Source organism: Filimonas lacunae (assembly GCF_002355595.1).
Classification (GTDB): domain Bacteria; phylum Bacteroidota; class Bacteroidia; order Chitinophagales; family Chitinophagaceae; genus Filimonas; species Filimonas lacunae.
On record NZ_AP017422.1, the window covers coordinates 7,639,320 to 7,652,887 of the forward strand.

The 13,568-nt window shown below is 41.0% G+C and carries 16 protein-coding genes; 3 read left to right on the forward strand and 13 right to left on the reverse strand.

The genetic code is table 11. The features are described from left to right. Positions 1-21 precede the first annotated feature (21 nt). The 9 genes from FLA_RS30315 to FLA_RS30355 form a co-directional block, all read right to left on the reverse strand. The gene (locus FLA_RS30315; RefSeq protein WP_076379711.1) at positions 22-1,383 is read right to left on the reverse strand and encodes a flippase; all 1,362 of its coding nucleotides are present in this window, start codon (positions 1,381-1,383) and stop codon (positions 22-24) included. A 20-nt stretch (positions 1,384-1,403) separates the two neighbouring features. After that, the gene (locus FLA_RS30320) at positions 1,404-2,357 is read right to left on the reverse strand and encodes a hypothetical protein (RefSeq protein ID WP_076379710.1); all 954 of its coding nucleotides are present in this window, start codon (positions 2,355-2,357) and stop codon (positions 1,404-1,406) included. Between the two features lie 10 nt (positions 2,358-2,367). Further along, on the reverse strand, positions 2,368-3,255 hold the full coding sequence (locus FLA_RS30325) for a glycosyltransferase family 2 protein (protein ID WP_076379709.1): 888 nt from the start codon (positions 3,253-3,255) through the stop codon (positions 2,368-2,370). Between the two features lie 5 nt (positions 3,256-3,260). Further along, the gene (locus FLA_RS30330) at positions 3,261-4,043 is read right to left on the reverse strand and encodes a glycosyltransferase (protein WP_076379708.1); all 783 of its coding nucleotides are present in this window, start codon (positions 4,041-4,043) and stop codon (positions 3,261-3,263) included. Continuing rightward, positions 4,043-4,828, reverse strand: a complete 786-nt coding sequence (locus FLA_RS30335) for a glycosyltransferase (RefSeq protein ID WP_076379707.1) — start codon at positions 4,826-4,828, stop codon at positions 4,043-4,045. The genes FLA_RS30330 and FLA_RS30335 overlap by 1 nt, the downstream gene beginning before the upstream one ends. Positions 4,829-4,951: 123 nt before the next feature. Beyond that, positions 4,952-5,515 (reverse strand): hypothetical protein, encoded by a 564-nt coding sequence (locus tag FLA_RS30340; protein ID WP_076379706.1) that lies wholly within the window; start codon positions 5,513-5,515, stop codon positions 4,952-4,954. Beyond that, the gene (locus FLA_RS30345) at positions 5,515-5,853 is read right to left on the reverse strand and encodes an STAS domain-containing protein (protein WP_076379705.1); all 339 of its coding nucleotides are present in this window, start codon (positions 5,851-5,853) and stop codon (positions 5,515-5,517) included. The genes FLA_RS30340 and FLA_RS30345 overlap by 1 nt, the downstream gene beginning before the upstream one ends. 5 nt (positions 5,854-5,858) lie before the next feature. Continuing rightward, positions 5,859-7,001: a fused response regulator/phosphatase gene (locus FLA_RS30350; protein WP_076379704.1), complete on the reverse strand. Its 1,143-nt coding sequence runs from the start codon at positions 6,999-7,001 to the stop codon at positions 5,859-5,861. After that, entirely contained in the window at positions 6,982-7,533 is a 552-nt protein-coding gene (locus FLA_RS30355; RefSeq protein WP_076379703.1) for a hypothetical protein, read from the reverse strand. Before FLA_RS30355 ends, FLA_RS30350 begins: the two co-directional genes overlap by 20 nt. Before the next feature lie 56 nt (positions 7,534-7,589). Here FLA_RS30355 and FLA_RS30360 point away from each other — a divergent pair, with 56 nt between their 5' ends. Both FLA_RS30360 and FLA_RS30365 read left to right on the forward strand, forming a co-directional pair. After that, complete coding sequence (locus tag FLA_RS30360; protein ID WP_076379702.1) at positions 7,590-8,504, forward strand: glycosyltransferase family 2 protein; 915 nt, start codon at positions 7,590-7,592, stop codon at positions 8,502-8,504. 7 nt (positions 8,505-8,511) lie between these two features. Next, the gene (locus tag FLA_RS30365; protein ID WP_076379701.1) at positions 8,512-9,684 is read left to right on the forward strand and encodes a glycosyltransferase family 2 protein; all 1,173 of its coding nucleotides are present in this window, start codon (positions 8,512-8,514) and stop codon (positions 9,682-9,684) included. A 2-nt stretch (positions 9,685-9,686) separates the two neighbouring features. Here the strand turns inward: FLA_RS30365 and FLA_RS31995 are convergent, their stop codons facing one another. From FLA_RS31995 to FLA_RS30385, 4 genes are all read right to left on the reverse strand, one after another. Further along, positions 9,687-10,889, reverse strand: a complete 1,203-nt coding sequence (locus FLA_RS31995) for a sugar transferase (RefSeq protein ID WP_076379848.1) — start codon at positions 10,887-10,889, stop codon at positions 9,687-9,689. A 15-nt stretch (positions 10,890-10,904) separates the two neighbouring features. Further along, the gene (locus FLA_RS30375; RefSeq protein WP_076379700.1) at positions 10,905-11,309 is read right to left on the reverse strand and encodes a response regulator transcription factor; all 405 of its coding nucleotides are present in this window, start codon (positions 11,307-11,309) and stop codon (positions 10,905-10,907) included. Between the two features lie 122 nt (positions 11,310-11,431). Continuing rightward, entirely contained in the window at positions 11,432-12,019 is a 588-nt protein-coding gene (locus tag FLA_RS30380; protein WP_076379847.1) for a MarC family protein, read from the reverse strand. Positions 12,020-12,173: 154 nt separating this feature from the next. Then, positions 12,174-12,965 carry a mechanosensitive ion channel family protein gene (locus FLA_RS30385; RefSeq protein WP_076379846.1) on the reverse strand — a complete coding sequence of 264 codons (792 nt, stop codon included), beginning with the start codon at positions 12,963-12,965 and terminating at the stop codon, positions 12,174-12,176. A 118-nt stretch (positions 12,966-13,083) separates the two neighbouring features. Here FLA_RS30385 and FLA_RS30390 point away from each other — a divergent pair, with 118 nt between their 5' ends. Next, positions 13,084-13,539 (forward strand): hypothetical protein, encoded by a 456-nt coding sequence (locus FLA_RS30390; RefSeq protein WP_076379699.1) that lies wholly within the window; start codon positions 13,084-13,086, stop codon positions 13,537-13,539. The last annotated feature ends 29 nt before the right edge of the window (positions 13,540-13,568 follow it).

Consider the following 13,568-nt stretch of genomic DNA (forward strand, 5'->3'; position numbering starts at 1 on the left):
TTTTTTAAGCTTATAATTAAATTATGATGCAAGGGGTTTAGACGGTCGAATATACTTCTTAACGTACTTCTGATAAAACTCAGGATAAAACTGGTAAGCGTATATAAATGTATTCCAGATATTTACCCGTAAAAAGCGGCGCAAAATAATCTGAGCTACAGTAAATCCCACGGAATTGGATAACAGGGTGGCATAAGCTGCGCCCATAGCTCCCCACCTTTTGATAAAGAAATAGTTTAAGGTAAGGTTCATGGTGGCCGTACAAACTACCATGGTAAACGTAAGCCGGGTTTTGCCAATAGAATCCAGTATGGTGCCAAATAAGCGGCCATAAGGCATTAACAAACAGCAAAGCAGGGTTACTTTTAATAAGGGAATGCTATCATTATACTTGGCTCCTGCTAATAAATGAATTACCAGGTCGGTAAATATATACAGCACCAGTAAGCCGGGTATCATTAGGGCCATGGTGGTGCCTACCGACTTCTCATACAGGTATTTGATAGATTCTTTTCCGTCTGTTTCAATACGCTTGGCACTTTGTGGAAAAACGATAGTGGCAATAGCACTGGTAGGGATATCTACCAGGTTGGTAATGCGCACAGCGATATTAAAAGCGCCGGAAGCTACAGGCGACATTAATGCAGCCAGCATCCATTGATCTAATGTGTTGGATAATTGCGAGCTGATAGAAGTGCCAAAGGCAAATTTGCCATAATGGAAAAGCTTCTTAATCCACTCTTTCTGAAACCGGAAATTATAGTGGAGGTATGGTTTTACGTAAAAGTAGGCCATCAGCGCTGCCACACCTGCACACAAAATCTGCACATATACCAAAGCCACCAGGGTAACAGGATATTTGGTAATAAAGCAGATGAGTATAAATACAAAGAAGATACACTGCCGGGCAAAGTTGGTGGCAAACACTCCATTGAATTTTAGGTTAGCCTGTTCTATGCAATTGGCTTGTGTAACAAAGCCGGTAAATAAAAAAATGATGTTATACAAATAGAACATAGGCACCAGTATAGGCGCTTTCCACATGGTAGCCACCATAGGGGCCAGCAACAGGTTGGCAGCTATACATAAGATGGTAAGAACACCGCTGATGCTTAAAGAGGCGGTGATAATGTTCTCATGCTCTTCTGCCGGTGAAGAAGAAATAAACCGTACCAGGGCGCTTTGCACCAGCCCGTTCCGTATTAATTCCAGTATAACGGTGGTGGTCATAAACAGCGTCCAGATACCATATTCTTCTTTGCTGGGTAATACCCGCACCAGCAGCACAAAACTGGCTGTGCCAAAAAACACTCCTGAAAAGTTCTGAAGAATGTTCAGAAAGCCTGACTTTAACCAGTAATGATCTTTAGCTTTTGTATTCATATTTTGTTTGCTGTCTTCTCTTACACGTAATACGCTTCCACAAAATTTTGCACATCTTCATCTGTTTTGGCGTGCAAAATTTTAGCTCCTGACAATCGGGGATATAAAATTTCAAAACACTTAAAGTGATGCTCAGGTCCTTTTTTAGATAAAATAAGATTGATACCGCCAAAATAACTGGCAAGCGCACAAGTTCCTCCGTGAATGGAAATAAAGTGGCTGGCATTGGCATATACCATCAATTGAAGATGGTTGAAGTTGCGTGCTTTACCCTTATTCTCTTTCCACAGGTTTTCCATTAATATCACCTCTGGGTACTGTTTCTCCAGCCACTCATATTCATCCATATCGTAAATATCACTGTTGTCGTTGGTGATATTCTGAGGGCGTGGGCGGTTATAAATAATGGTGTATTTGTGTTTCAGTTTTTCAATGATAAAGGCCAGCATTTCAATACTAAAAAAGCTGATAGGCGGCCCATCCCACTCCATGTTATACCTGTTGGCCAGAATCAGTACCGGTTTGTCAAAAACGTAAATGTCATTCTGGTATTGTTGTTTCAATGGCACCTGAATCCACTTGCTCATGTTATAGTTCTGGCTATATAAGATGCGTGGCGTTTCGTAATTGTAGTTGCCTATAGTGGTGCGAACATCAAACCGTTCTTCATGTTCTTTTGAAAAGAAATAAAGCTCTTTGGTATACTTAGAGGACACGGTTTTTTGCAAAGTACCATTTTGGTGATGCCAGTAAGCAAAGGGCAACACAAATGCCAGTTCGGGTGTAAACTCACCCTGGAAGTCAATTTCCTTATACGGCTTTTTAGTAATGTAATCTTTAATCAGGTACTTCCATTGTACCAGTTGACAGTAGTATGTATCTCTGTAAAAATACCTTACATCAATGGGAAGTCTATCGCCATAACGTATGCTTACCAGTAAGCTGAGTATTTTGTTTATGAGAGGTGTAAACATGAAATATTTTTTAGCCCGTTACTTTTTTACCATTAATATATTCTCCAATCCTGCTTGCATGTACTTTAAACCTGTTTACAAAAGACTGTACAAGACCGCCTTCTGCTTTTAACCTGCGCGACGAGGTAAATACCACAGCCCGGGGGTGGGTTACCAGTTTCAGTACTCCTTTTGTTTTGAGGTTCAGCGCCATTCTGCCGTCTTCTGCCTCATCAACAAAATAATCACTGCCGGCGGCGTTGTCAAATTTTCTAACATTTTTTACATTAAAGCCACCAGTAGTTCTACCGGTTTCTGTGATAAAGCCCATGTCAAAACCTAATACATTCAAATGCTCCCGTTTAGACTTACGTAAACGAACAAGTATGCCTGTTATTTTTTCGTAAACAAAAAACAGGAATCGGCCGTCACCTGCAGAAGGTACAAATGCATATCGGCCATATACGCCAACTACATTGCTGCTATTGTCCATGGGTTTTACCATCAGGTCAACCCAGTCCGGAGGATAAAACGTATCAGAGTCTGCACAAAGATGATATTTACCCCGGGCCTTTTCCAACCCCATCTGGCGGGCAAAGGAGGTGCCCTGTTCCGGTTGAAAAAAGCTTCTGACACCCAGTTCGTCTAATACCTTTTGTGTATTATCGGTGGAGTTGTTATTGATCACCACTATTTCAATACTATACTTACTGCGTGATGCGCTTAAGGAAGACAGGGTTCTGAATATATTATCCTGTTCATTCCAGGCAGGAATCATAATAGATACATCAGGCTGCTCTGGTTTGTATGCCGCAAGCTGATTTTGAAGGTGAAGAATTTCTTCCCTTGTTAAGTCTGCATATTTTTTCCCCGGATACAAATGAGGTTTAATCCATCCAGGTAAGGCAAAAACTGACATAAGTTTTATAATTTAACCAGGTAATAGTTGATGTTGAACTTAACGTGCCGGAACACATGTCTAACGAAACTAATAAACACATTTGTCGAATTCTTATAGGAACGTCTATGCATAGTGCTTGGTTCATCGCTTGAGTTCCTTTGTTCAAATAAAGTGGTGAAATCATCGTAGAACAAGCCCCGGGCTTTGTTCTTTAAAAACGACATCATCATTTTATACTCTGTAACATCTCCTTTCACACCTTCCTTATATCTGCCAAACTTGTTGAAAAAGTTACTTCTTCTCAAGTGCGGATGATCGCTATAGAAATAGAACTTCCGGTAAGTATTAAAAATAGCTAATGGCTTAAACCGCATTTCGCTAAACCCATTTTTAAAAGGCTTTAACGAAGGATATCTAAAATAAGCATAAAATCTTACCACGTCAAGCGAAGCATCGTCTTCCATAAATTGCCAGGCATCCAGTAAGCGGCCAGAAAACAACGATGAGGGTACAAAGTCTTCCTGCACATAAACAGTATAGGGGGTACGTACTGCATCCTGCCCTTTATTAATATTATTGCCCAGTCCGCTGTTTTTAGCAGCAGTAACAAGCGTAAACGGATACGTTTTTGTTAGTTCAGCGATGTAGGCCAGATGTTCTGACTGGCTACCGTCGTCAGAAACAACAATGGCTTCAAAAGAAACCTGTAATTGCCGGAAAGTGGCAAGAAGTCTTTCCAGCGAACTGCTTCTGTTATAGTGGGTTATCAGCAGCGTAATGTCTTTAAAGTGTTGGGGTGCGGTCATTATTTATGGGCAATATATTCTTTAGTAAGTTTTGCTGTTTTATACTGCAGGTATAATTGGCGTAAAAATAAAACGGGAAGCGTTTTTTTGTTCTGCCATTGCGTACGAAATGCAGCAGTACTGGGTTCGTCAGAACTGTTCATTTGATCAAACAGACTGGTGAAATCCCTATAGTAAATACCTTTTCCTTTGTTTTTCACAAAAGAGATGCACATGCTGTGTTCGGTTACATCCGAATTACAATTTTCTCTGTATCGTCCGAATTTTTCTAAAAAATTGCGACGTTTCAGGTGTGGGTGATCGCTATAGCTGAAAAACTTCATATGCCCGGGATACCATATTTTAAAACGCATCAGGTCAAAACCTTTTTTATACGGCGTCAGATACGGGAAAAGCTGGTAAGCATAAAAGCGAGCTATATCAATACTTTCATCTTCCTCCATGAATGCCAGTGCATCTGAAAAGTGCGCCGGAAAAACAGGCTTAGGCACAAAGTCTTCCTGTACATACAGTGTGTAAGGCGTTTTTACTGCATCATGCCCTTTGTTATTGTTATTACCCAGCCCCTTGTTTTTAGGTACGGTAAGCAGGGTAAATGTGTAGGAATTCTGTAGCGATTTTATCACATCAAGATGCTCTGGTTTGCTACCATCATCACTCACTATAATTTCTCCAAAACGGCAATTGAGTTCAGCAAAAGCTTTTAAAAGTCTTGCCAGTGAAGCACTTCTGTTATAGTGCGTAATCAATAGCGTTACTTTTTCATAGAAAACAGGTGCAGACATCGAGCTACTTTAACGGTTAAAAACTAATCAGTTCCCTGTAAAATTAAGCCAATAAGGATTTGGATATTTATACCGGAATTTTATAATGCTTATTTAAGTTATTAAGGCATTCTAAATATCCTTCTACTGGTATTCTACAGTGGCTGTGAAAATATTTTGCTGAGTACCAGCATCGTAAAGATAGGTAAATATTTTGCTTGAGAGGGTAATCATCAGCAGCCCGTAATGCTCGTGAAGCGTATTGATATCGAAGGTGTTACCGGTATTCTGCCAGGCTTCAAATATTGCCTGCCCCTCCGCAGTAAGCTGCAGATGCAGCACGTTTAAATCATCTTTATAAATAACATGACGTGTGTTCAGCAGCGATGCCGCCAAAGGCCATTGAAGGCTGGTGTTTTGGGCTGTACAGCTGAAATGCAATGGCGGGCATTGGTCACGACGTATAATGGTAAGGTACTGGGGATACAACGTGATCAGCAATTCTGTGGCATCCTGTTCTGCATGTTTAATAGTGTTGGTAAGCAGTTCAGACAGGATGGTTTTGCAATAAAACAGTAAAGAAGGGCTGTGCGTGTACAATGGTGGTAGATGCTGTTCAATAAAAGACAGCACTTCCTCCAGGTAAGTGGGAAGGTGTTTTAGGTACGAAACGGGGAAAATATGTGTATGTAATGGCTGTTCAGACACTACTGTTGTTTTTGGGTGGCTTCATCAAAGCTGTTGTAAATAGAAAACACCTTGTCTATGCGTATCAGGTGCATTAAGTTGTAAATGTCTTTCTGCAATGAGATTAAAGCAATATCGGCCTGTTTGGCTATTGCATATTTGAGACAGGAAACCAGCGCGCCCAGGAAAGAGCTGTCTATATAGGTAACTTTTTCAAAGCTGATAACCATGTGCTTTTCGCCTGCATCCAATAGCTGCGTTATTGCAGTTTTAAAGGCTTCAGCATTGTTCAGGCCTGCTTCCGCTATTTGTATAGTAACCAGTAAATGTCCATTCTTTTCTTCTGTAGCTATTATCATATGGGTTATTTTTTCTGTATAAATATGAGACTGCAATCATCCACCTGCGCTTCTTCTGTAAAGCGTTTGGCAAAAGCTGTCTTCATAAATAAAAAGCTGTTTTCACGTGCCAGTGTAGGGGTAATCAATTCAACAAAGGCATTGTAATTACTGTGTTTTCCTTGTGCATCCCTGAAATCTGTCATCCCGTCGCTGAAAATAAGCAGTATGTCGTTAGGTTGCAGCTCAATCAATTGCTCTTCATACCTGCCGTCTTTCATCAACCCCGGCAATAGCCCGCTGGAGCTTACCTGGTCAGCTTTTTGAGAAGCATGATGATAATGCAATAGGGGCAAATCTCCTGCACCCGCATATTTAATGCTGCCATTCTCATTGTCTATCATTAGCAAAGACAGGCTGGATAACACATCATGCAGCACTTCATCGTAGCAGATAACATTGTTTATTTTTTCCAGGATGCGTGCGGGTGAAAACACCTGGTCCATAATACATATCCTGATGGCAGAGCGTACATAACTCAAAAAGCCAAAGCTAAAAAACCAGGCCTGCCATTTTTTGCCCATCACATCACCTAGCACCAAAAAGGTATAACGTTCATTAATACCTATAAAGTCAATAAAATCACCACCGGGATAGTTTTGAAAAGGCTGGTGCCAGAAGTTGGTATAAAAGCCTTTTAGTTGAGGAGGAGCAGCGGGTACTGATTTTATATTCAGTGCGTGCGCAGCTTTCTTCAACTCTTCTGTATTCAGCTCCTGGGTTTTATGTACGGTGTGTATAATGTTGTCTATTTTAGACGTAAGCACCGGAAAAGGCGTTTGTTTATCAATGAAATCAACGGCTTGCATGCCCAGGCCCTCCATCACCATGCCATCGCTGGAATGGGCTGTAAGAAATACAAAAGGGATATGAGAATACCGTTTGTTGGTTAATAGCTGCTGCCGGAAATCAAAGCCATTCATGCCGGGCATTTCATAATCCGACAAAATCAACTCCGGCACCTGGTGTTCTAATAAATGAAGTGCTGCGCTGGGCGAGTTTGCCAGCATGCAGTCATAGCCAGCCCTGCTGAAATGCTTATCCAGCAGCTTTAGAAATAACTCGTTGTCTTCTACAATGAGTATTTTCTTAACGGGTACGCTTGCCATTTTTATTGTTCTTAAATACGTTTATCAAAATATATACGCCACACAGCACAATCAGCAATGCAATCACATCCATGAGTGTAACTCCGTCATCCGGCGTAAAATAAAACAGGGTAAACATCTCAAAATAAGGCGGGGCGGGCATTATAATCATACCCATGCCCAGCACAATCATAGTGGCTGCAATCAGCGCCAGCACTACTTTGCTTAGTAACGATTTCTTTATATACGCATTGGAAATATTACTATCCACCGGATGTGTGGTAAGCAGTAAACTTAAATTGTCCAGGATTTCTTCACGCGATAAGTCCGGATTATCCAGCTGCCGAAAGGCTTTCAGCGACTCTTTCTGTTGCGGGGTGTTATCTACAGCTGTGTTGAACTTTTCCTGTAGCGATTGAATAGTATCACTGTCAAGTTCTGTACTGGACAGTAGGGAAATGAGCTCATCCAGCTTCTGATTTATTTCAGAAGAGCTGTTGTTGACTTTTTGAAGGTCAAAAATTTGTTGCTCTATACCTTTCTTTGTGCCCAAGTTTAAATACTTTCACTTATCAAAGTAACTGAATTATTACATGTAAGTTTTGTTCTATGCCCTCTGTTTCTGTTATTACAGTGAATTTTAATCAGCCTGAGGTGACAGAAGCATTACTCGCTTCTATCAGGCTCAAAAATACCTTTAAGTTACTTGATATCATTGTAGTAGACAATGGTAGTACCGCTAATCCCGTACCAAAGTGGCAAATTGAATACCCGGATATTCAATTTATAAGGTCTGATAAAAACCTGGGGTTTGCCGGAGGTAACAACCTAGCTATTTTGCAGGCTAAAGGGGACTATCTCTTTTTTGTAAACAATGACACCATTTTTACAGAAGGCCTGGTAGAGACGCTTGTTGGTACACTGCAAACACATGAGCAGGTGGCTATGGTGTCACCCAAAATCCATTATTTTCAACAGCCGGGATTGCTACAATACGCAGGGTTTACCGAAATGAACTACTATACAGCACGCAATGCTTGTATAGGCCAGTTTGAAGAAGACAAAGGGCAGTATGATAATGCTACCGGCGAAACAGGGTTTGCGCATGGGGCTGCTATGATGGTAAAGCGCACGGCTATTGAAAAGGTGGGAGTGATGCTGGACAGCTTTTTCCTGTATTATGAAGAAATGGACTGGTGTGCCCGTATGAAGCAAGCTGGTTATAGTATATGGGTAAATACCAGCGCTCTTATATATCATAAAGAATCGGTAAGTGTAGGTGCTAAAAGTGCCTTGAAAGAATATTTTATGAATCGCAATCGCCTGTTGTTTATCAGGCGCAATGGCAGCTTTATACAACGCAGTTTTTTTTGGATATATTTTCTACTGGTGGTAACACCCCGTAATATATTAAGCTACCTGAAAGATAAAAAGCCGGGCTTTATAAAAGTGTTGGGAAAAGCCATCTGGTGGAATTGTACCAATCATATCAATAGTCATAAACTGGGTTATCCCGTTAAGTAATAAAATCATGTACCCTCTATTCTGGATTAGTTTATTTATCATCTTTTACGCATTCATAGGCTATGGCATTGTGCTGTATATATTCATGCGCATACGCATTGCTATCAAAGGCAGGCGTAATAAAGGGCTTAGCGAAGCAGTAACAGAATGGCCTACCGTTACTTTAATTGTTGCCGCTTATAATGAAGCGGCCTATATAGAAGAAAAGATTGCCAACACCTTGCAGCTGGATTATCCGGCAGATAAAATTCAATTTCTTTTTGTAACAGATGGCTCTACAGATGAAACGCCTGCAATGATTGCTAAGCATTCGCAAATTACATTAATGCACCAGCCGGCGAGAAACGGGAAAATTGCTGCTGTTCACCGTGCTATGCAACAGGTTACTACAGAAATAGTAGTGTTTACCGATGCCAATACTGCTTTAAACAAACAAGCTATTAAAAAGATATGCCGGCATTACCAGGATGCCAGGGTGGGTGCGGTGTCGGGAGAGAAGCGGGTTCAGATTGATGAGGTTTCTGATGCTACTGCAGGTGAAGGGGTATATTGGAAATATGAATCCAAGCTAAAAGCCTGGGATTCTGAATTGTATTCGGTAGTAGGGGCAGCAGGAGAGTTGTTTAGTGTTAAAACCGCTTTATACGAGCCGGTGCCATCCGATTCTATCCTGGACGATTTTATGATATCCCTGCTTATTGCACAGAAAGGTTACCGCATTGTATACGAACCGGATGCTTATGCTTCTGAGTCCAGCTCGGCCAGTATTGAAGAAGAATTGAAACGTAAAGTGCGTATTTCTGCCGGAGGCATTCAGTCCATTAGCAGGCTCACGGCTTTATTAAATCCATTTAAATTTCCGGTATTGTCCTTCCAGTATATCAGCCACCGTGTGCTAAGATGGACGGTGGTGCCGTTTTTAATGCTACTGGTGTTTTTGCTGAATATAGCACTGGTGGCTATGGGGGCTACGGGTATTTATCTATTACTGCTGGTGTTGCAGGTTCTGTTTTACGGTGCAGCTTTACTAGGCTGGATATTAGAAAAAAAGCAACTCCGTATGAAGCTGCTTTTTATTCCATTTTATTTCTGTATGATGAATTATGCGGTTATCGCAGGCATTCGCAGGTATTATTCCGGTAATCAAAGTGCCGCCTGGGAAAAGGCTAAAAGAAAATAAGCTTACACATTCTCTTTTTGAAAAAGGGCTGGTATTGTTTTCAGTACCAGTCTTATATCATTCATTACACTGTGGTTGCGTGCATATACATTGTCCAGCATTAAACGCTCTTCTTCCGACATTTCACCCTTACCTCTCTTCTCTACCTGCCACAGTCCGGTAATACCGGCAGGGGCCAGAAAGCGAAGTGCATATTTATCAGTGGTTAACTTCTCGGCTTCATATAAAGGAAGCGGTCTGTTGCCCACAATGCTCATATCTCCTATTACCACATTCCATAACTGCGGAAGCTCGTCAATGCTGGTATTACGCAATATCTTACCCACCTTGGTAATGCGTGGATCATTTTTCAGTTTAAAGAAAGCAGAGCCAGAAGCCGATTTTTTAGAGTTGCGGTATTGTTTCTCGCACCAGGTATTTTTATCAGAATACAGTGGAAACTGACACTTGCTGCCTGCTTTTATACAATCATCGCAAAGCGTTTCCGTAAACACATCTGTGCTTTCTTCTTCACTGGCTTTATCGTATTGGTTTAAGTGTTTCAGGTCTTTCAGCCTTTTATCGGCATTGACATACATCGACCTGAACTTGTAAAACTTAAAAATATTATAGCCATTACCTACCCGGTAGGAATAGTAAAAAACAGGGCCTTTCGATTCCAGCTTTAAAGCGAGGAATACCACCAGGAATACAGGCGACAACATCAACAATGCACCACCTGCAAACACAATATCAAAAATTCTTTTACCTAAAGGAGTTTTATATTCTTTAAAAAGGTTGGACTGCTGGTTTTGTGGCCGGTTATGAATAAGGTGTCCATGCTTTAACAGGAAGTCAATACGTGTTTGAACGGCTTCTAAATGAAAGGGAAGCGTAAATACATCTGCCACACCTGCTTTTAAAGCTACCTGCATCAGGTTGCTATTGGCATGTTCGCATAAAATAACTACCGGCACTACGGGCAGTTTTTTCTTTTGGAGGGTGCCTAGTAAAGAAACGCCTGCGGGTGCTATAATTTCACTTTGCGTGATAATGCAGCTGATATTGATGCGCTGTTTTTCCCATCTGGAAACCAGCTCGGTTTCGTTGGGAAAGTGTAAAAACTGGAGATCAGGGAAGGCGGCCGATAACTGCTCTGAAACATCAGCAGAGCAATTAATTGCTGCTATTACAGAACCGGCGATTTGAACAGGAGCGTCGGTCATACGGTACATTTAATTTCAGGCAACCAGTTTGCCGTTTCTTTTTAGTATTAATTTCAATCTCACCTCCAGCTCTTTAGGGCTAAAAGGTTTCACAATATAATCTTCAGCGCCTGCTTCATAACACTTAATGCGGGTTTCACTATTGTCTTCGCCAGATAGCATTACCACAGGTATGTCTTTGAAAAAACCGCTCGACTTTACCTGCTTTAATAATTCCAGACCACTGATTTCCGGGATATTTAAATCTGAAATGATAATATCGGGGATGCTTCCCTGATGTAAAAAGGATAAAGCATCAGCAGCGCTGCCAAATACGTTTAATTCAAAGGTTTTTGACAAAAATTTGCTCAAAACCATTTGAATAGAAGGGTCGTCTTCTATGATGAATAATTTGGGAAAAAGAGAATTATCAGGATTCATAGTTATAGGGAGTTCTTTCTTTTAGAATTAGAGATACAAAAATAGTTGAGTTGACCTCGCTAATGAAATCTCAAGGTTAAATAAACATATAGTTATTATTAAAATGAGCTGAAAGGCTGCATTTATTTTGTCAAACTGCCAAATGACGAGATGTTAGTGGCAAAAATTTTCACCCCAATAGCCAAAAGCACCACCCCAAAAAACTTTCTGACAGCAGTAAGGCCGTTTTCGCCAAGCACTTTCTCCAGCCATACTAAAGAACGCAATACCGTGTAAATTATAACAAGGTTGATGGCAACTCCTATTACAATGTACAATTCTCCATAGTTGGCTTTTAACGACATGATGGTAGTAAGAGTTCCGCTACCAGCTATGATAGGAAAGGCAATAGGCACAAATGTGCCTGATTTGGCATTCGCATCTGCTTTAAAAATTTCATGCCCCAGCACCATTTCCAGGCCCAGCAGGAATATTACAATAGAGCCGCCTACAGCAAAAGACCGGATATCCAGGCCCAGTATTTTCAAAAACTGCTGACCTACAAACAAAAAAGAGATCATTAAAACGCCGGAAATAATGGTAACAGGCATGGCGCGTAGCCCACCCATTTTCTCTTTCATGGAAATAAGCAGCGGAATGGACCCTACAATATCTATTACCGCAAATAGCGTAAATGTAATAGTAATAATCTGATCAAGATTTATGGACATAGGGAGGGCTTTATACAAACATACTAAAAACAGGCTAAATACCTGCAATGCATACTGTTTGGGCCCTAATATGCCGGAATACCGGGAATGGCTGTAGAATTTTATCAACAATGTTGGGCCTTTAAAAAGGAACACCTGTAAAACCCGGCTACATTTACATTCCCGGCAGTTTTACTCCTTGCTGTTTAAGGCCATCGATCAGTTTTTCCTGTAAGGCCAGTCGAACATCATGAAAACCATGCGCATCTACCCAGGCATTTACAATAATCTTATAGCCATCTCCTTCTATTGCAGATACGCCTACACGTGGGGTGGGCTCCTGTAACACTTTCTTATTTTCTGCAATTACCTGTTTTAACACGCCTTCTGAATTTACATAATCAACAGTAAAGGGAACTTTTATTTCAATGTCCATCCTGCGCTTGCCTTCACTGCTCAGATTTACAATCAGCTCGTTAGATAACTTACTATTAGGAATAATGACAGTTCTGTTATCGTAGGTGGTTAACACGGTATAAAAGATCCTGATATCTGTTACAGTACCTTCCTGGCCTTGTGCAATAATGTTATCGCCTACTGTAAAGGGTTTCATAATCAGTATAAGAATGCCACTGGTAAAGTTTTGCAGGGTACCACTTAGTGCTAAGCCAGCAGCTACGCCTAAAGCGCCCACCAATGCTGCAAAAATGGTTAGCTGAATTCCCAGAATCTGCATCACAAGCAATATCAGCACTATTTGTAAGGCGGCCGTAATCATACTGCGCATAAAAGGCCGTAAAGAAGGGTTTACATCCTTATTGTGCATAGTGCTGGCAGTTCTCTTTTTCAGAATGCGTATAAGCCATTGGCCCACAAGAAAAACGAGGATAGCTATAAGAATCCTCGGGCCAAAAGTGATAAGCCAGTCATAAGCTTTATCATAGAATTTGTCGATGTTGAATTGCATAGGGCTTTTAGCCAATGGAGAAAAAAACTATGCCATTTTGCAACTACCCTTAGGTAAGGGGGGCGGCTATTGCTGATATCTGGATATCTTAAATCACTCAATAGGGAGTAATATTTTTATGGCAGTTAGCTATTTCCAGGTGTTATATATCCCGGCAGCATCGGGATTTAAAGAGTTTGAGCCCAACCAAAGCGCTGATATTTACAAACTGTATATACTATCTATGGGAGATCTGTTTCACGATCTTATACAGGATCAGTACCATTATACAGTGTACGATTTTGCGGGCGATGAAAATATGCTGGAAGTGATAGGGCTTACACCCATGAATAAAGAATTTTTATCTCCTGCTAAAATGCTGGAAGACCTGGAATACTACAACAGGCTGATTATTTACCTGGAGCAGGAATGCAAATCCGGTAAAGAAGAAGCCCTGTTACAAGAGCTGAGGTTATGGAGTGTAGATGTTGCCACATTGGCGATTATGAAGCAGGAGGCGGCAGCATTAACAGCCGTATGCCATTATGCACTACTTCATAACTGCAGCATAAGGTTTGGTATTAATAACCCATAAAAAAGCGGTATTACAGTACTACTGTAATA

Coding starts and splice junctions, on each gene's coding strand:
- FLA_RS30315 (WP_076379711.1), bottom strand. CDS start 1,383: ATGAATACAAAAGCTAAAGATCATTACTGGTTAAAGTCAGGCTTTCTG.
- FLA_RS30320 (WP_076379710.1), bottom strand. CDS start 2,357: ATGTTTACACCTCTCATAAACAAAATACTCAGCTTACTGGTAAGCATA.
- FLA_RS30325 (WP_076379709.1), bottom strand. CDS start 3,255: ATGTCAGTTTTTGCCTTACCTGGATGGATTAAACCTCATTTGTATCCG.
- FLA_RS30330 (WP_076379708.1), bottom strand. CDS start 4,043: ATGACCGCACCCCAACACTTTAAAGACATTACGCTGCTGATAACCCAC.
- FLA_RS30335 (WP_076379707.1), bottom strand. CDS start 4,828: ATGTCTGCACCTGTTTTCTATGAAAAAGTAACGCTATTGATTACGCAC.
- FLA_RS30345 (WP_076379705.1), bottom strand. CDS start 5,853: ATGATAATAGCTACAGAAGAAAAGAATGGACATTTACTGGTTACTATA.
- FLA_RS30350 (WP_076379704.1), bottom strand. CDS start 7,001: ATGGCAAGCGTACCCGTTAAGAAAATACTCATTGTAGAAGACAACGAG.
- FLA_RS30360 (WP_076379702.1), top strand. CDS start 7,590: ATGCCCTCTGTTTCTGTTATTACAGTGAATTTTAATCAGCCTGAGGTG.
- FLA_RS30365 (WP_076379701.1), top strand. CDS start 8,512: ATGTACCCTCTATTCTGGATTAGTTTATTTATCATCTTTTACGCATTC.
- FLA_RS31995 (WP_076379848.1), bottom strand. CDS start 10,889: ATGACCGACGCTCCTGTTCAAATCGCCGGTTCTGTAATAGCAGCAATT.
- FLA_RS30375 (WP_076379700.1), bottom strand. CDS start 11,309: ATGAATCCTGATAATTCTCTTTTTCCCAAATTATTCATCATAGAAGAC.
- FLA_RS30380 (WP_076379847.1), bottom strand. CDS start 12,019: ATGTCCATAAATCTTGATCAGATTATTACTATTACATTTACGCTATTT.
- FLA_RS30385 (WP_076379846.1), bottom strand. CDS start 12,965: ATGCAATTCAACATCGACAAATTCTATGATAAAGCTTATGACTGGCTT.
- FLA_RS30390 (WP_076379699.1), top strand. CDS start 13,084: ATGGCAGTTAGCTATTTCCAGGTGTTATATATCCCGGCAGCATCGGGA.